11 protein-coding genes are annotated in these 13768 nt (G+C 65.3%); 7 read left to right on the forward strand and 4 right to left on the reverse strand.

Annotated elements, in window-relative coordinates:
* The first annotated feature begins 2 nt into the window (after window positions 1-2).
* The gene (locus tag AC1MDG_RS10285; RefSeq protein ID WP_479808925.1) at window positions 3-575 is read left to right on the forward strand and encodes a dihydrofolate reductase family protein; all 573 of its coding nucleotides are present in this window, start codon (window positions 3-5) and stop codon (window positions 573-575) included.
* Window positions 576-599: 24 nt separating this feature from the next.
* Here the strand turns inward: AC1MDG_RS10285 and AC1MDG_RS10290 are convergent, their stop codons facing one another.
* The gene (locus AC1MDG_RS10290; RefSeq protein ID WP_479808927.1) at window positions 600-1064 is read right to left on the reverse strand and encodes a hotdog fold thioesterase; all 465 of its coding nucleotides are present in this window, start codon (window positions 1062-1064) and stop codon (window positions 600-602) included.
* Between the two features lie 211 nt (window positions 1065-1275).
* On the opposite strand from AC1MDG_RS10290, the gene polA reads away from it, so the two are divergent.
* The 3 genes from polA to rpsA all read left to right on the forward strand — a co-directional run bounded on the left by polA (window position 1276) and on the right by rpsA (window position 7011).
* On the forward strand, window positions 1276-3918 hold the full coding sequence (gene polA, locus AC1MDG_RS10295) for a DNA polymerase I (protein ID WP_479809070.1): 2643 nt from the start codon (window positions 1276-1278) through the stop codon (window positions 3916-3918).
* Between the two features lie 76 nt (window positions 3919-3994).
* Window positions 3995-5284, forward strand: a complete 1290-nt coding sequence (locus tag AC1MDG_RS10300) for a GNAT family N-acetyltransferase (protein WP_479808929.1) — start codon at window positions 3995-3997, stop codon at window positions 5282-5284.
* Between the two features lie 251 nt (window positions 5285-5535).
* The gene (gene rpsA / locus AC1MDG_RS10305; protein WP_011691911.1) at window positions 5536-7011 is read left to right on the forward strand and encodes a 30S ribosomal protein S1; all 1476 of its coding nucleotides are present in this window, start codon (window positions 5536-5538) and stop codon (window positions 7009-7011) included.
* A 111-nt stretch (window positions 7012-7122) separates the two neighbouring features.
* Here the strand turns inward: rpsA and AC1MDG_RS10310 are convergent, their stop codons facing one another.
* On the reverse strand, window positions 7123-7551 hold the full coding sequence (locus tag AC1MDG_RS10310; RefSeq protein WP_479808931.1) for a DUF1810 domain-containing protein: 429 nt from the start codon (window positions 7549-7551) through the stop codon (window positions 7123-7125).
* Window positions 7552-7725: 174 nt separating this feature from the next.
* Between AC1MDG_RS10310 and AC1MDG_RS10315 the strand changes: the two genes are divergently transcribed.
* A complete protein-coding gene (locus AC1MDG_RS10315) occupies window positions 7726-8334 on the forward strand; it encodes a GNAT family N-acetyltransferase (protein WP_479808933.1) in 609 nt (202 codons plus the stop codon).
* 563 nt (window positions 8335-8897) lie between these two features.
* Here AC1MDG_RS10315 and AC1MDG_RS10320 read toward each other — a convergent pair.
* Together AC1MDG_RS10320 and AC1MDG_RS10325 are read right to left on the reverse strand one after the other, a co-directional pair.
* Window positions 8898-9449, reverse strand: a complete 552-nt coding sequence (locus tag AC1MDG_RS10320; RefSeq protein WP_479808935.1) for a GNAT family N-acetyltransferase — start codon at window positions 9447-9449, stop codon at window positions 8898-8900.
* A complete protein-coding gene (locus AC1MDG_RS10325; protein WP_479808937.1) occupies window positions 9436-10122 on the reverse strand; it encodes an IMPACT family protein in 687 nt (228 codons plus the stop codon). The genes AC1MDG_RS10320 and AC1MDG_RS10325 overlap by 14 nt, the downstream gene beginning before the upstream one ends.
* A gap of 94 nt (window positions 10123-10216) precedes the next feature.
* Here AC1MDG_RS10325 and coaE point away from each other — a divergent pair, with 94 nt between their 5' ends.
* Window positions 10217-11494, forward strand: a complete 1278-nt coding sequence (gene coaE / locus AC1MDG_RS10330) for a dephospho-CoA kinase (protein WP_479808939.1) — start codon at window positions 10217-10219, stop codon at window positions 11492-11494.
* A gap of 40 nt (window positions 11495-11534) precedes the next feature.
* Window positions 11535-13616 (forward strand): excinuclease ABC subunit UvrB, encoded by a 2082-nt coding sequence (gene uvrB / locus AC1MDG_RS10335; protein WP_479808940.1) that lies wholly within the window; start codon window positions 11535-11537, stop codon window positions 13614-13616.
* Window positions 13617-13768 lie beyond the last annotated feature (152 nt).

The following is a 13768-nucleotide window of genomic DNA, read 5'->3' on the forward strand; positions in this document are numbered from 1 at the left end:
CCATGTCCAGACTTCAGTACTTCGTGGCCTCATCCCTCGACGGATTCATCGCCACGCCCGATGACAACCTGGCATGGCTCCTCCAGTTCGACGGGTTCGAGGGCGGCAGGGAAAGCTACGAAGCCTTTATGGCCGAGGTCGGCTGCATTGTGATGGGCGGGGACACCTACGCCTGGCTGATGGAGCACGAGCCGGGCAACTGGCCCTACCCGGACACGCCGTGCTGGGTCTTCACGCACCATGAACACTCGGCGCCCCGGGGCGCGGACGTCACGTTCGTCCGCGGCGACGTCCGCGAGTTCATGGACGATTTCACCGCTGAGGCGGCCGACAAGAACATCTGGCTTGTTGGCGGCGGAGAGCTCGCGGCCCAGTTCGCCGATGCCGGCCTGCTGGACGAAATCATCGTTTCCATCATCCCGGTGGTGCTTGGTGCCGGGAAGCCCGTGCTGCCCATCAGGACGGGGCCCACGCGGCCGCTGGAGCTGGCGGCGTCCAGCAGCATGGGCAGGGGAATCGTCGAGCTTCGCTACCGGCTCGGCAAAGCGCCGTCCGACGGCGCAGCTTCCGGCTGAGCCGCTGCCAGCCAGAGCGGGCAGTCAGTCAGCGATGTCCCGGATCAGGTTGGTGATCCGTGCAGTGGAGAGCCGGCGGCCCTTCTCGTCGGTCATCACGATCTCGTGCGTGGTGAGCGTGCGGCCCAGGTGGATGGCCGTGCAGGTTCCCGTCACAGTGCCGGAGGCGATGGCGCGGTGATGCGTCGCCCCCACCTCGATGCCCAGTGCCTGCCGTCCCGGGCCGGCGTGCATCCCGGCAGCGAACGAACCGAGGGTCTCGGCCAGCACCACGTGGGCGCCGCCGTGCAGGATCCCCGCCACCTGCGTGTTGCCTTCGACCGGCATGGTGGCCACTGTGCGTTCCGGGCTCATTTCGAGGAAGTGGATGCCCATCTTCACCACCAGCGCACCCACGCCGTATTCGCCGAGCCACTCATGCATTTCTTCCGGAACTCCGGCGGCTGCCAGTTCGTTGGCGAACTGCCCGGGCGTGAAATTGTCCATCATGGGAACTAGGCTGGCACCTGTGAGCGAAACTACCAAACCGGCCCTTGCCCCCTCTGCAACAGACACCTTCCCGGCAGCTGAGTCCGAATCAGCGACTGCGGCCAAACCCGCCCGGAAAACCACACGCACCGCGGAGCCGGTTTCCGCCACCGTGGCCCCCGTGATTCCCATCACCGACCAGCCCCGCCTCCTGGTGCTGGACGGGCACTCGATGGCGTTCCGGGCGTTCTTCGCGCTGCCCGCGGACAAGTTCTCCACCGCAGCCGGCCAGCACACCAATGCGATCCACGGATTCACGTCCATGCTCATCAACCTGATCAAGGAACAGAAGCCCACCCACGTCGCGGTGGCCTTCGATGTATCGGATGAGACCACCCACCGTAAGGCCGAGTACAGCGAGTACAAGGGCGGCCGCAACGAGACTCCCCGCGAGATGAGCGGCCAGATCGACCTCATCGACAAGGTCATGGGCGCGTGGGGCATCAAGACCATCAAGATGCCCGGCTACGAAGCAGATGACGTTCTGGCCACGCTCGCCGCGATGGGGGAAAAGGCGGGCTATGAAGTGCTGCTGGTGACGGGCGACCGCGACGCCTTCCAGCTGATTACGGACAACGTCTTTGTGCTGTACCCCAGGAAGGGCGTCAGCGATATTCCCCGGCTGGATGCGCCCGCCATCCAGGAAAAGTATTTCGTCAGCCCGGCACAGTATTCGGACCTCGCCGCCCTGGTGGGGGAGTCGGCGGACAATCTCCCGGGCGTTCCCGGCGTTGGCCCAAAGACGGCCGCCAAGTGGATCAACCTCTATGGCGGGCTGGAAGGCGTGCTGGAACACCTCGACTCCATAGGCGGCAAGGTGGGGGACGCCCTCCGCGAAAACGTGGAGGCCGTGAAGAGGAACCGCCGGCTGAACAGGCTCCACACCGACCTGGAGCTTCCCGTGACGCTGGACGACCTCGCGGATCCCCGGCCCGACCAGGCTGCGCTGGAACAGCTGTTTGACGACCTCGAGTTCAAGACCATCCGCACCCGGCTCTTTGCCCTCTACGGCGCCGACGATGTGGACCTCGCGGAGCGGGAGAGCCTTGACATCCCCGACTACAGCACGCCCGCCGGAGCGGCCGAGCTGAGCGCATTCCTGGCCGCGGGTGCCGGACAGCGGTCCGCCGTCGCCGTCGACCTCGTTCCCGGACGCATTGGCGAGGACGCCGCCGCGCTGGCAATCGTCCGGGACGGAGCGGCGGTCTACCTTGACCTGTCCAGCCAGGACGCCGAGACCGAGAACGTCCTGGCGGCGTGGCTGCGCGACCCGGAAGCGCCCAAGGTGATGCACGGGTTCAAGGCCGCCCTGAAGGCCCTGACGGCCCGCGGCCTGGAACTGGAAGGCGTCGTCGATGACACGTCGATTTCCGGCTACCTCATCCAGCCGGACCGTCGCACCTACGAGCTCGCGGAGCTGGCGCAGCACCACCTCAACATCGAAATTTCCACGGCCGTTGCGAAGGCCGGGCAGCTGGAACTGGCGTTCGACGGCGACGATGCAGCCGCCGCAGGCGAACTGGTCCACGCCGCCGCCGTCGTGCACGCCCTCAGCCGCTACTTCGAAGCGGAACTGAAGGAGCGCAAGGCGGAGGAGCTGCTGTCCACGCTGGAACTTCCCGTGAGCCGGGTCCTGGCCGATATGGAACTCGCCGGAATCGCCATCGACATGCAGCGGATGGATGAGCAGCTGGCTGACCTTGCCAAGGTGATCGACAACGCCCAGGAGCTTGCCTTCGCCGCCATCGGCCACGAGGTCAACCTCGGGTCGCCCAAACAGCTGCAGACCGTGCTCTTCGACGAACTGCAGCTGCCCAAGACGAAGAAGATCAAGTCCGGGTACACCACCGACGCCGCTTCGCTCAAGAACCTGCTCGAAAAGACCGGCCACGAATTCCTGGTCCAGCTGATGGCGCACCGGGAATCCTCGAAACTCCGCCAGATGCTGGAGTCGCTGAAGAAGTCCGTCACCGAGGACGGCCGCATCCACACCACCTACGCGCAGAACGTCGCAGCCACCGGCCGCATCTCATCCAACAACCCCAACCTGCAGAACATCCCTATCCGGAGCGAAGAGGGCCGGCGCGTCCGTGGCATCTTCGTGGTCAGCGACGGCTATGAATGCCTCCTGTCCGCGGACTATTCGCAGATCGAAATGCGGATCATGGCCCACCTCTCAGGGGACGCCGGCCTGATCCAGGCGTACCGCGACGGCGAGGACCTGCACCGGTTCGTGGGATCGAACATCTTCCATGTGCCCACCGACCAGGTCACCAGCGCCATGCGTTCCAAGGTCAAGGCGATGTCCTACGGCCTTGCCTACGGCCTGACCTCGTTCGGGCTCTCGAAGCAGCTGGAGATTTCCGTCGACGAGGCGCGGACGCTGATGAAGGAGTACTTCGACCGCTTCGGAGCCGTCCGCGACTACCTTCGCGGCGTGGTGGAGCAGGCCCGGGTCGACGGCTACACCGCCACCATCGAGGGGCGCCGCCGGTACCTGCCGGACCTCACCAGCACGGACCGCCAGGCGCGGGAAAACGCGGAACGCATCGCGCTCAACTCACCCATCCAGGGCTCGGCGGCGGACATCATCAAGCGGGCCATGCTGGGCGTGCACGCCGAACTGAAGGCGCAGGGCCTCAAGTCGCGCATGCTCCTGCAGGTCCACGACGAACTGGTGCTTGAAGTCGCGGCAGGCGAACGGGAGGCGGTGGAAAAACTTGTGACAGAGCAGATGGGCTCCGCCGCGGACCTCAGCGTGCCGCTGGAAGTCCAGATCGGCGTCGGGCCGAGCTGGTACGACGCCGGCCACTAAGCGCTACAAGGCACGCAGGACGCCACGAACGGGCGTCCTGCGTGTGTCATTCATTCGGTTCAAGGGGGAGCAGCACGTGGCAGACAAGTACGAGATCCGGCGGTTCAGGGCGGCAGAGAAGGGTGAGCCCGGCTACGAACAGGGAACCGATTGGATCCAGGCGGTGGGCTTCGGATTCCACGACACCCGCCGCAACGACGACTTCGTGGACAAGATCATGTCCATGTACCGGTCGGACGGGCGCGAGCTGACCGGTGTCTACCAGACCGGGGAGGCACCGCCGCATGCCCTCGGCGCCGGCATTCCCGTGGCGACCTTCGGCACACTCCGCAAGGACCTGAACGTCGGCTACGGCCGCCAGCTGCTGACCCATATGGTGACGGCGGTGACCGTGCGGGGGACGCACCGCCGCCAGGGCCTGCTGCGCCGCATGATGACCGAAGACCTCACCGCGGCGAAGGGTGACGGCCTGGCCATGGCGGCCCTGACCGCGTCGGAGGGTTCCATCTACGGCAGGTTCGGCTACGGTGTTGCGACCTTTGAACGCAGCGTCAAGGTGGATACCGGACCACGGTTCGGCCTCCGTCACCAGCCTTCGGGCACGGTGGAGATCGCCGACCGCAAGGTGCTGCTCGAACTGGCTCCTGAAGTGTTTGAGCGTGTTCACCGGCACACCCCGGGTTCCATCGTCCGCCAGGATGCCTACCGGCAGAACGTCTCCGGAACCGTGGGCCGTGACGGGAACGAAGACGAGGCCATCAAGTGCGCGCTGCACTATGACGCCGCCGGAACAGTGGACGGCTACGTCTCGTACAAGTTTGCCGGCTGGGACACCAAGCCCTACACGGTGGAAGTGGTGGACCTCGTGGCAGGAACAGATGCCGCGTACCTGGAGCTCTGGCAGTTCCTCGGCAGCATCGACCTGATCCAGCGGGTCAGCTGGGCGGATGCGCCGGTGGACGATCCGCTGGTGTGGGCCCTCTCGGACCCGCGCTGTGTTGAGGCCTCCGACCACCGGGACATGCTGTGGCTGCGGATACTGGACAGCGATAAGGCCCTGGGTGCCCGGCGCTACTCCGCGGACGGAAGGCTGGTCCTCGCTATTGAGGATGCCCTGGGATTCGCCGGCGGCACGTTCATCCTGGACGTTAGCGGCGGCGAGGCCAGGGTTTCGGCGGCGCCGGCAGAGGCGCGGCCGGACCTGTCCATGGACGTGGCCGACCTCGCCTCCATCTACCTCGGTGCCGTGTGTCCGGTGACCTTGAAGGCGGCAGGACGGATCCAGGAACACGCGCCCGGTGCCGCCCTTCGGGCGCGGCTGATGTTCGCCGTCGAACGCGCGCCTCACTGCCTGACGCATTTCTAAGCCGATTCCGGCCGGCCGCCCCGCGGCCAGCCCTAGGTGGAAGCGGCCGTCGACCATGCCGGCCGCTTTGACCGGTGTTGGCCGCGGCGACTAGAATAAACGGGCGTGTACTGCGTGCACGTGTCTAGAATCCACAAAATCAGGATGAACCTGGCAGACCCCTGTGGTCGGCCATCACCCGCGCCCCCGTCCATACGGGTGTGCGGCGGTCCGCCTGACCGACTAACTATCCACAACGGAGCCCCTACTACATGACCATCACCTCCACCGAGAAGCCCGGTACCCCCGTAGTCGCGATTAACGACATCGGTACCGCTGAGGACTTCCTCGCAGCAGTCGACGCCACCATCAAGTACTTCAACGACGGAGACCTCGTCGAAGGTACCGTCGTCAAGGTCGACCGCGACGAAGTTCTGCTCGACATCGGTTACAAGACCGAAGGTGTCATCCCCTCCCGCGAGCTGTCCATCAAGCACGACGTTGATCCCGGAGACGTCGTCTCCGTTGGCGATCAGGTCGAAGCCCTGGTGCTCACCAAGGAAGACAAAGAAGGCCGCCTGATCCTCTCCAAGAAGCGTGCTCAGTACGAGCGCGCCTGGGGCGACATCGAGAAGGTCAAGGAAGAAGACGGTGTCGTCACCGGTACCGTCATCGAGGTTGTCAAGGGTGGTCTTATCCTCGACATCGGTCTGCGCGGCTTCCTGCCCGCATCCCTCGTCGAGATGCGCCGTGTGCGCGACCTTGCTCCGTACATCGGTCAGCAGATCGAAGCCAAGATCATCGAGCTGGACAAGAACCGCAACAACGTTGTGCTGTCCCGCCGTGCATGGCTCGAGCAGACCCAGTCCGAGGTCCGCTCCACGTTCCTCAACAAGCTGGAAAAGGGCCAGGTTCGTCCGGGCGTCGTTTCCTCCATCGTCAACTTCGGTGCCTTCGTGGACCTGGGCGGCGTAGACGGCCTGGTTCACGTTTCCGAGCTGTCCTGGAAGCACATCGACCACCCCTCCGAGGTTGTCGAAGTTGGCCAGGAAGTCACCGTCGAGGTTCTCGAGGTCGACCTGGACCGCGAGCGCGTTTCCCTGTCGCTCAAGGCTACGCAGGAAGATCCGTGGCAGACCTTCGCCCGCACCCACGCCCTCGGCCAGGTTGTTCCGGGTAAGGTCACCAAGCTGGTTCCGTTCGGTGCGTTCGTTCGCGTCGAAGACGGCATCGAAGGCCTCGTTCACATCTCCGAACTGGCTGTCCGCCACGTGGAGCTCGCCGAGCAGGTTGTCTCCGTTGGCGACGAGCTGTTCGTCAAGGTCATCGACATCGACCTCGAGCGCCGCCGCATCTCCCTCTCCCTCAAGCAGGCTAACGAGGGCGTTGACGCCGACAGCACCGAATTCGATCCGGCTCTCTACGGCATGGCCGCTGAGTACGACGAAGAGGGCAACTACAAGTACCCGGAGGGCTTCGACCCGGAGTCCAACGAGTGGCTTGAAGGCTACGAGAACCAGCGCGCAGCCTGGGAGCAGCAGTACGCTGACGCCCAGACCCGCTGGGAAGCACACAAGAAGCAGGTTGCCCAGCACGCTGCCGACGACGCTGCAGCTGCAACGTCCGGTGACAGCGATTCCGGCACCACCAGCTACTCCTCCGAGCCGGCTGCAGCCGAGACCGGTGCAGGCACGCTTGCTTCGGACGAGGCTCTTGCTGCACTGCGCGAGAAGCTGACCGGCAACTAATTTCCCGGTTCTCCTCCGGACGTGATTCCGGAGAGCCCAGGCAGTTAGCACGCTGAAGGTGGCCGTCCCCGAAAGGGGGCGGCCACCTTCTGTTTAACGCAGCAACGGTGCCTACCCCAGCAACCGGTCGGTCGCAGGGTCCGCGCTCCCGTTGAAATATTGGTTAAGAACTTCCTGGAATACCGGTTCCGCAGGATCCGCACGCAGGAAGAGTGTCATGGAGGACTGCAGCTTCCGGGCGTCGATCCCGCCGAATATCCGGACTGCACTGACCCCGGCGTGGGCAGCAACAGCGCGTGCGCTCTCAAGCAGCCGCGGCCCAAGTACCGGGTGCCCCAGATAGGCCTTCGCCTCGGCCAGGGACGTGACCGCGTACATCCGGGAGGTGGGGCTCTGTCCCAGCCCGGCGACCTGCGGGAAGATGAACCACATCCAGTGGCTCTCCTTGGACCCGTTGGCCAGCTCTCCAAGGGCCCTTTGATAGGTTCCATTAGCGTCCTGGGCCTGCACGAACCGTTCCAGGTTGAAGGGATCTTCCACGGGCTGCCTCCCTAACTGAGTTGGGTACTCCGGCCGGGTACCGTCCGTCCATCCAACCACCGGCCCGGCCGGGTGGCGAGGGCTCGTTGGCGGGATCCGCCTGAAGCGGGCCGACGTCGGGCGCTGTTCCGCTGTGACCAGCACCTCCGGGCGGCTCCCCTTAGAGTGTGGTGCATGGAAGCCTTGCATCTGCCGGTACTGGAAACACCGCCCGCCGCTGGATCCGACGCCGGCGCCCTGGCCTTCGTTGAGCGGCAGCACCGGCGGCTGGCCGAGGGGTCCGGATACTCCTTTGCCATCGCCGAGGCCGCGTCCAACGTGGCGGTAGGGCAGATCGGATTGTGGCTGAAGAACCAGCAGCAGGGCCGGGCAAGCATCGGCTACCGGATCGCGCCCGGCTACCGAAGGAGAGGTGCTGCATCCGCTGCCCTGGCGGCAGTTTCGTCCTTGGGACTCCGGCAGCCTGGCATCCACCGGCTGGAGCTCTACGTGGAACCGTGGAACGAGGGTTCCTGGCGGACCGCGGAGCGGAACGGCTACGCCAGGGAAGGGCTGCTTCGGAGCTGGCAGGATGTCGGCGGCGAACGGAGGGACATGTATATGTACTCACGGCAGGGATTCACCGTGAAGACGAAGCTTCGCCAGCATCCGCCTGTTGTCAATTGCCTGCTTGAATGTAGCGGCGACGGAGGCAGAAGCTATCATTGCTGCAGCCTGCTGCCGCACCTATCAGATCCGACAGTGTGGAGGATTTTTCCACTACGGTTGCACGATGATCGCTGATTTCCTGAGGGATGACACGCGGAAACTTCCCGCACATCCCGATCCGGCTGCAGTGACTGCTCTACGTATATGGCACTGCAAATACAAGTCGCTTGCGGCACTATCCAAGTTCACAAATGTGGAGACTCTTGTCATAGCGACATATCCGGATGCGGGCTTGGAGCCCTTAGCGGGTCTTCTCCGTCTCAGGTACCTGAGCATCATGCACCTTCCCAAAGTCTCTGACCTGCAACCACTAAGTCAATTGCGACGACTTAGGACAGTCAGGTTCAGCACACTGCCGTCCTGGGATTCATCTGGCAAGAAGACGATCGTTCGCTCGCTGGAGCCCTTGGCGGAGTTACCGGACCTGGCCCATGTCGAGCTTTTTGGTGTGCTCCCCGAGGACGGCCTGCTTCAGCCCCTGGAGCGGTGCCCTGCCCTGGAATCAGTTCGCGTGAGTAGATACACGAAAAGCGAAGTTAGTCGCTTTTATTCTGTAACGGAACTACCAGACTCTTTCGCACCATCACCCAGCGTGCACGACTGGACCTGACGGTCAAAGGTCCTCCTGCTGGTAGAGGTCAGCGAAGGTTGATTCGCGCCGTCACCGTTGGACTCATGCCGTTCCCGGCAAGCTCCGCACCGGCGGAGCGAAGGAGCGACAGGGCAGCGGTGTTCCCGGCGGTCGTTTCGGCCTGCAGCACCGCGGCGCCAGTGCCTGCGGCCACGGCGCGGACGAGCCTCAACGCCTCCCGGCCGATGCCCCGGCCCCGGAAGCTGCGGCCCAGCCACAGCCCCGTTTCCAGCGCCGGCATACCCGACGGCTCCGTTCCGGTGCGCTTGAGCCGGATGGAACCGGCAAGCCGTCCGCCGCAACTGACCGCCCAGGATTTCTCGGCAGCAGGCCCGTCAAGGCCGGCTGCTGCGGCGCGGTGGTAGTTGCGGAACCAGCTGATCCGTTCCTCGTTCCAGCCGGCAGTGGCACCCAGCGGGGGAGTGACGTCGTCGGCTGCGGCGTCCGCGAGGGCGACGTCCAGCAGTGCTTCCAGGATTTCCTCGGTAACGTCGAGCAGTTCCACGCGGCCTGCAGGGGATGAGGGTGAGGAAGGGGACATCGGCTCAGAAGGGGACATCGATCCATTCCGTTTCTCCCGGCCTCAGGACGGCGCTGCCGGCTGTCATGGACGCAAGCCGTTCGGCGGCCCGTTCAAGTTCGTCGGCCTGGTCGGCCAGCGCAAGCCTGAGGACCGTGTTGCTGGCTCCGTAGGTGGTTTCCGCCATCACATACCCAGCGGCGCGGAGATCGTTTTCCAGCCGCCCGGCCGCCGAATGCGGAACCTCCACCGAGCAGATCCTCAGCCGGCTCCGACGAACCAGCGGCGCCAGGTCCAGTGCCGAGGAGACGGACTCCGAGTAGGCGCGCACCAGCCCGCCCGCGCCAAGGAGGATCCCGCCAAAATAGCGTACGACGACGGCACTGACGTCACTGAGGTCAGTCACCCCGGACGCGGTTTCGCGCCGGATGAGGGCTTCCAACATGGGGATGCCCGCGGTGCCGGACGGTTCTCCGTCGTCGCTGGAACGCTGGATGTCCCGGTCGGGTCCCAGGACGAAGGCTGAGCAGTGGTGCCGGGCGTCGTGGAATTCCTTGCGCAGTCCGGCTACCAGCGCCCTGGCGCCGTCCTCGTCTCCGGTGCGCCGGATCACCGTGATGAACCGCGACCGCTTGACCTCCAGTTCATGGCGGAAGTCAGGCCCGGCCGCAAGGGTGGTGTAGGCAGTCGCCCTGCTTTCTTGCTCTTGCACCGCACAAGTCTAGTCCGGGCATGGGCCCACGCCGCCAGGGTTCCCTGGGCGAGCGGAGCGAGGTCAGGGGGGCGGTGGGGACTAGTCTGGTGGGGTGCTGAAGATCGGGTTGACGGGCGGCATCGCCTCGGGGAAGTCTGTTGTTGCCTCGCGTTTGCGGGAGTTGGGGGCCGTGCTGGTCGACGCCGATGCCCTCGCCCGTGAAGTGGTGCAGCCGGGCACTCCCGGACTCGCCCGCGTGGTGGGGGCTTTCGGGGAGGACATGCTGGGTGCCGACGGCGGTCTGGACCGGCCGCGGCTCGGTGCCTTGGTGTTCGGCAACCCGGACAGGCTCGCCGTACTCAACAGCATCGTCCATCCCCTCGTCCGGGAGCGGGCCGCGGCGATGATTGACGCCGCCCCCCGGGGCGCCGTCGTCGTGCAGGACATTCCCCTGCTGGTGGAAACGGGCCAGGGCAGCAACTTCCACCTGGTTCTCGTGGTGGATTCCCCGGACGACGTGCGGGTGCAGCGGATGGTGGAGCACCGGAAGATGACTGAGGAACAGGCCCGGTCCAGGATGGCGGCGCAGGCCGCCAGGGACGTCCGCCTGGCGGCCGCGGACGTGGTGCTGGACAATTCCGGAAGCATTGATGAACTGAGGGCCGCGGTTGACCTGCTGTGGACCAACCGGCTGGCTCCGTTTGCGGACAACATCAGCAAGGGGCGGGCGGCGCCGCGGACCGGCGGGCCGGTGCTTGCCCCTGCCGACCCCACCTGGGATCGGCAGGCGGAGCGGCTCGCCGCCCGGCTCAAGGCTGCCGTCCCGGCGGACATCCTGGCGGTGGACCATATCGGGTCCACTGCGGTCCCCGGGCTCGATGCGAAGGACATCATCGACCTTCAGCTGACTGTTGCGGACCTGGCAACGGCCGACCGGATCGCGCCGTTGCTTACCGCGGCAGGCTTTCCGTTGTGGCCCGGTGTGTTTACCGACAGTCCCAAGCCCTCGCACCCTGATCCGGCGGCCTGGGCCAAGCGCCTGCACGGCAACGCGGACCCCGGCCGTGCGGTGAACCTGCATATCCGGCCTGCGGGCTCGCCTGGGTGGCGGTTTGCCCTGTCTTTCCGGGACTGGCTTCGCGATGACGCTGCAGCCAGGACCGACTACCTGGCGGAGAAGCGGAGGGTCGCGGCCCTCCACAGAGTGGACAAGTCGACGGCGGGCTACGCTGCGGACAAAGAAGCATGGTTTAGCGAGCACGCCGCGGGCCGGATGGACGACTGGGTGAAGCGCACGGGATGGCAGCCGCCGTCGTATGCCACGGCCACGGCCGCCGGTTCCGACGGCAGCGCGGCGGGCGCCACCGCGGGCCGTACCGCCCAAAGCTGAATCAGGGCACGATGTCGGTGCCCGGCGGTAGATTAGATTCATGAGTCTTGCCCAGGAAATCAACCGCGTCGTGGCTCCGTTCGAGGTCATCAGCGAGTTCAAGCCGGCAGGCGACCAGCCGGCCGCCATCGCGGAACTGACGGAGCGCATCAAGAACGGCGAAAAAGACGTGGTGCTGCTTGGCGCCACCGGTACCGGTAAAAGCGCGACGACGGCCTGGCTCATCGAGCAGGTCCAGCGGCCCACCCTGGTGATGGTGCAGAACAAGACCCTCGCCGCGCAGCTCGCCAACGAATTCCGGGAACTGCTTCCCAACAACGCCGTCGAATACTTCGTGTCGTACTACGACTACTACCAGCCCGAGGCCTACGTGGCGCAGACGGATACGTTCATCGAGAAGGACTCCTCGGTCAACGAGGAAGTGGAGCGGCTCCGGCACTCCGCCACCAACGCGCTGCTGACCCGCCGCGACGTGATCGTGGTTGCCACCGTGTCCTGCATTTACGGCCTCGGCACCCCGGAGGAATACATCGCCGGCATGGTGACCCTCCGCAAGGGGGCCGAGATGAACCGCGACGACCTGCTCCGGAAGTTCGTCTCCATGCAGTACACCCGCAACGACATGGACTTCCACCGCGGCACGTTCCGGGTCCGCGGGGACACCGTGGAAATCATCCCGATGTACGAGGAACTCGCGATCCGGATCGAGTTCTTCGGCGACGAGATCGAGAACATCTACACCCTGCACCCGCTGACCGGCGAGGTGCTCCGGGACGAGACCGAAATGTACGTCTTCCCCGCCTCGCACTACGTGGCAGGTCCGGAACGCATGGCCCGCGCGATCAAGCGGATCGAAGACGAACTGGCCGAGCGGCTGCAGGTGCTGGAAAGCCAGAACAAGCTCGTGGAAGCCCAGCGCCTCCGCATGCGCACCACCTATGACCTCGAAATGATGCAGCAGATGGGATTCTGCAACGGCATCGAGAACTACTCCTCGCACATCGACGGCCGCGCCCGCGGGACCGCTCCGCACTGCCTCATCGACTACTTCCCGGACGACTTCCTCCTGGTCATCGATGAATCCCACGTCACCGTGCCGCAGATCGGCGCCATGTACGAGGGCGACATGTCCCGTAAGCGCAACCTCGTGGACCACGGCTTCAGGCTGCCCTCGGCGATGGACAACCGCCCGCTCAAGTGGGACGAATTCCAGGACCGCGTGGGCCAGACCGTCTACCTGTCCGCGACCCCGGGCAAGTACGAACTCGGCAAGTCCGACGGTTTCGTGCAGCAGATCATCCGTCCCACCGGCCTGATCGACCCCGAGGTGGTGGTCAAGCCCACCAAGGGCCAGATCGACGACCTGCTGGGCGAGATCAAGACGCGCACAGCGAAGAACGAACGCGTCCTGGTCACCACCCTCACCAAACGGATGGCGGAGGACCTCACGGATTACCTGCTGGGCCATGGAGTAAAGGTGGAATACCTGCACTCCGATGTTGACACGCTCCGCCGCGTGGAACTCCTCCGGGAACTCCGAATGGGCGTCTTCGACGTCCTGGTAGGCATCAACCTGCTTCGTGAAGGCCTCGACCTGCCGGAGGTCTCGCTCGTGAGCATCCTGGACGCGGACAAGGAAGGTTTCCTGCGCTCGTCCACGTCGCTGATCCAGACCATCGGCCGCGCCGCCCGTAACGTCTCGGGACAGGTGCACATGTACGCCGACCGCATCACGGACTCCATGGCGCACGCCATCGACGAAACCAACAGGCGGCGGGCCATCCAGGTGGCCTACAACACGGAAAACGGCATCGATCCGCAGCCCCTGCGCAAGAAGATCGCGGACATCACCGACCAGCTGGCCAAGGAGGACGCGGACACCCGCGAGCTGCTTGCCGCCGCAGGGAAGACCCGCGGCAAGGGCAAGGGCGCGTCCACCGTGCGGGCGGACGGCCTGGCGGCCGCACCGGCGGAGGACCTCGTGGGCCTCATCGAGCAGCTGACGGAACAGATGCACGCCGCGGCCGGCGAACTCCAGTTCGAACTCGCGGCCCGGCTGCGCGATGAAGTAGGGGAGTTGAAGAAGGAACTGCGGCAGATGCAGGCCGCCGGCCACGCCTAGGGTAAAGTTGTTCTCACGTAGGGGAGTATCCCAAGCGCTACGATCGTCAACACGCACGGCATAGATGCCCTGCCGGGCGTAGCGGGCTGCCAATTCAGCACCAAGTGCACAGGCAAGCCGGAGAGACTTACACCGCTTCTCTGTACCCTGCG

It is taken from the genome of Arthrobacter sp. AIWTK1 (genome assembly GCF_056680535.1).

Coding starts and splice junctions, on each gene's coding strand:
- AC1MDG_RS10320 (WP_479808935.1), bottom strand. CDS start 9,449: ATGTCCCCTTCTGAGCCGATGTCCCCTTCCTCACCCTCATCCCCTGCA.
- AC1MDG_RS10315 (WP_479808933.1), top strand. CDS start 7,726: ATGGAAGCCTTGCATCTGCCGGTACTGGAAACACCGCCCGCCGCTGGA.
- AC1MDG_RS10285 (WP_479808925.1), top strand. CDS start 3: ATGTCCAGACTTCAGTACTTCGTGGCCTCATCCCTCGACGGATTCATC.
- rpsA (WP_011691911.1), top strand. CDS start 5,536: ATGACCATCACCTCCACCGAGAAGCCCGGTACCCCCGTAGTCGCGATT.
- polA (WP_479809070.1), top strand. CDS start 1,276: ATGGCGTTCCGGGCGTTCTTCGCGCTGCCCGCGGACAAGTTCTCCACC.
- AC1MDG_RS10290 (WP_479808927.1), bottom strand. CDS start 1,064: ATGATGGACAATTTCACGCCCGGGCAGTTCGCCAACGAACTGGCAGCC.
- uvrB (WP_479808940.1), top strand. CDS start 11,535: ATGAGTCTTGCCCAGGAAATCAACCGCGTCGTGGCTCCGTTCGAGGTC.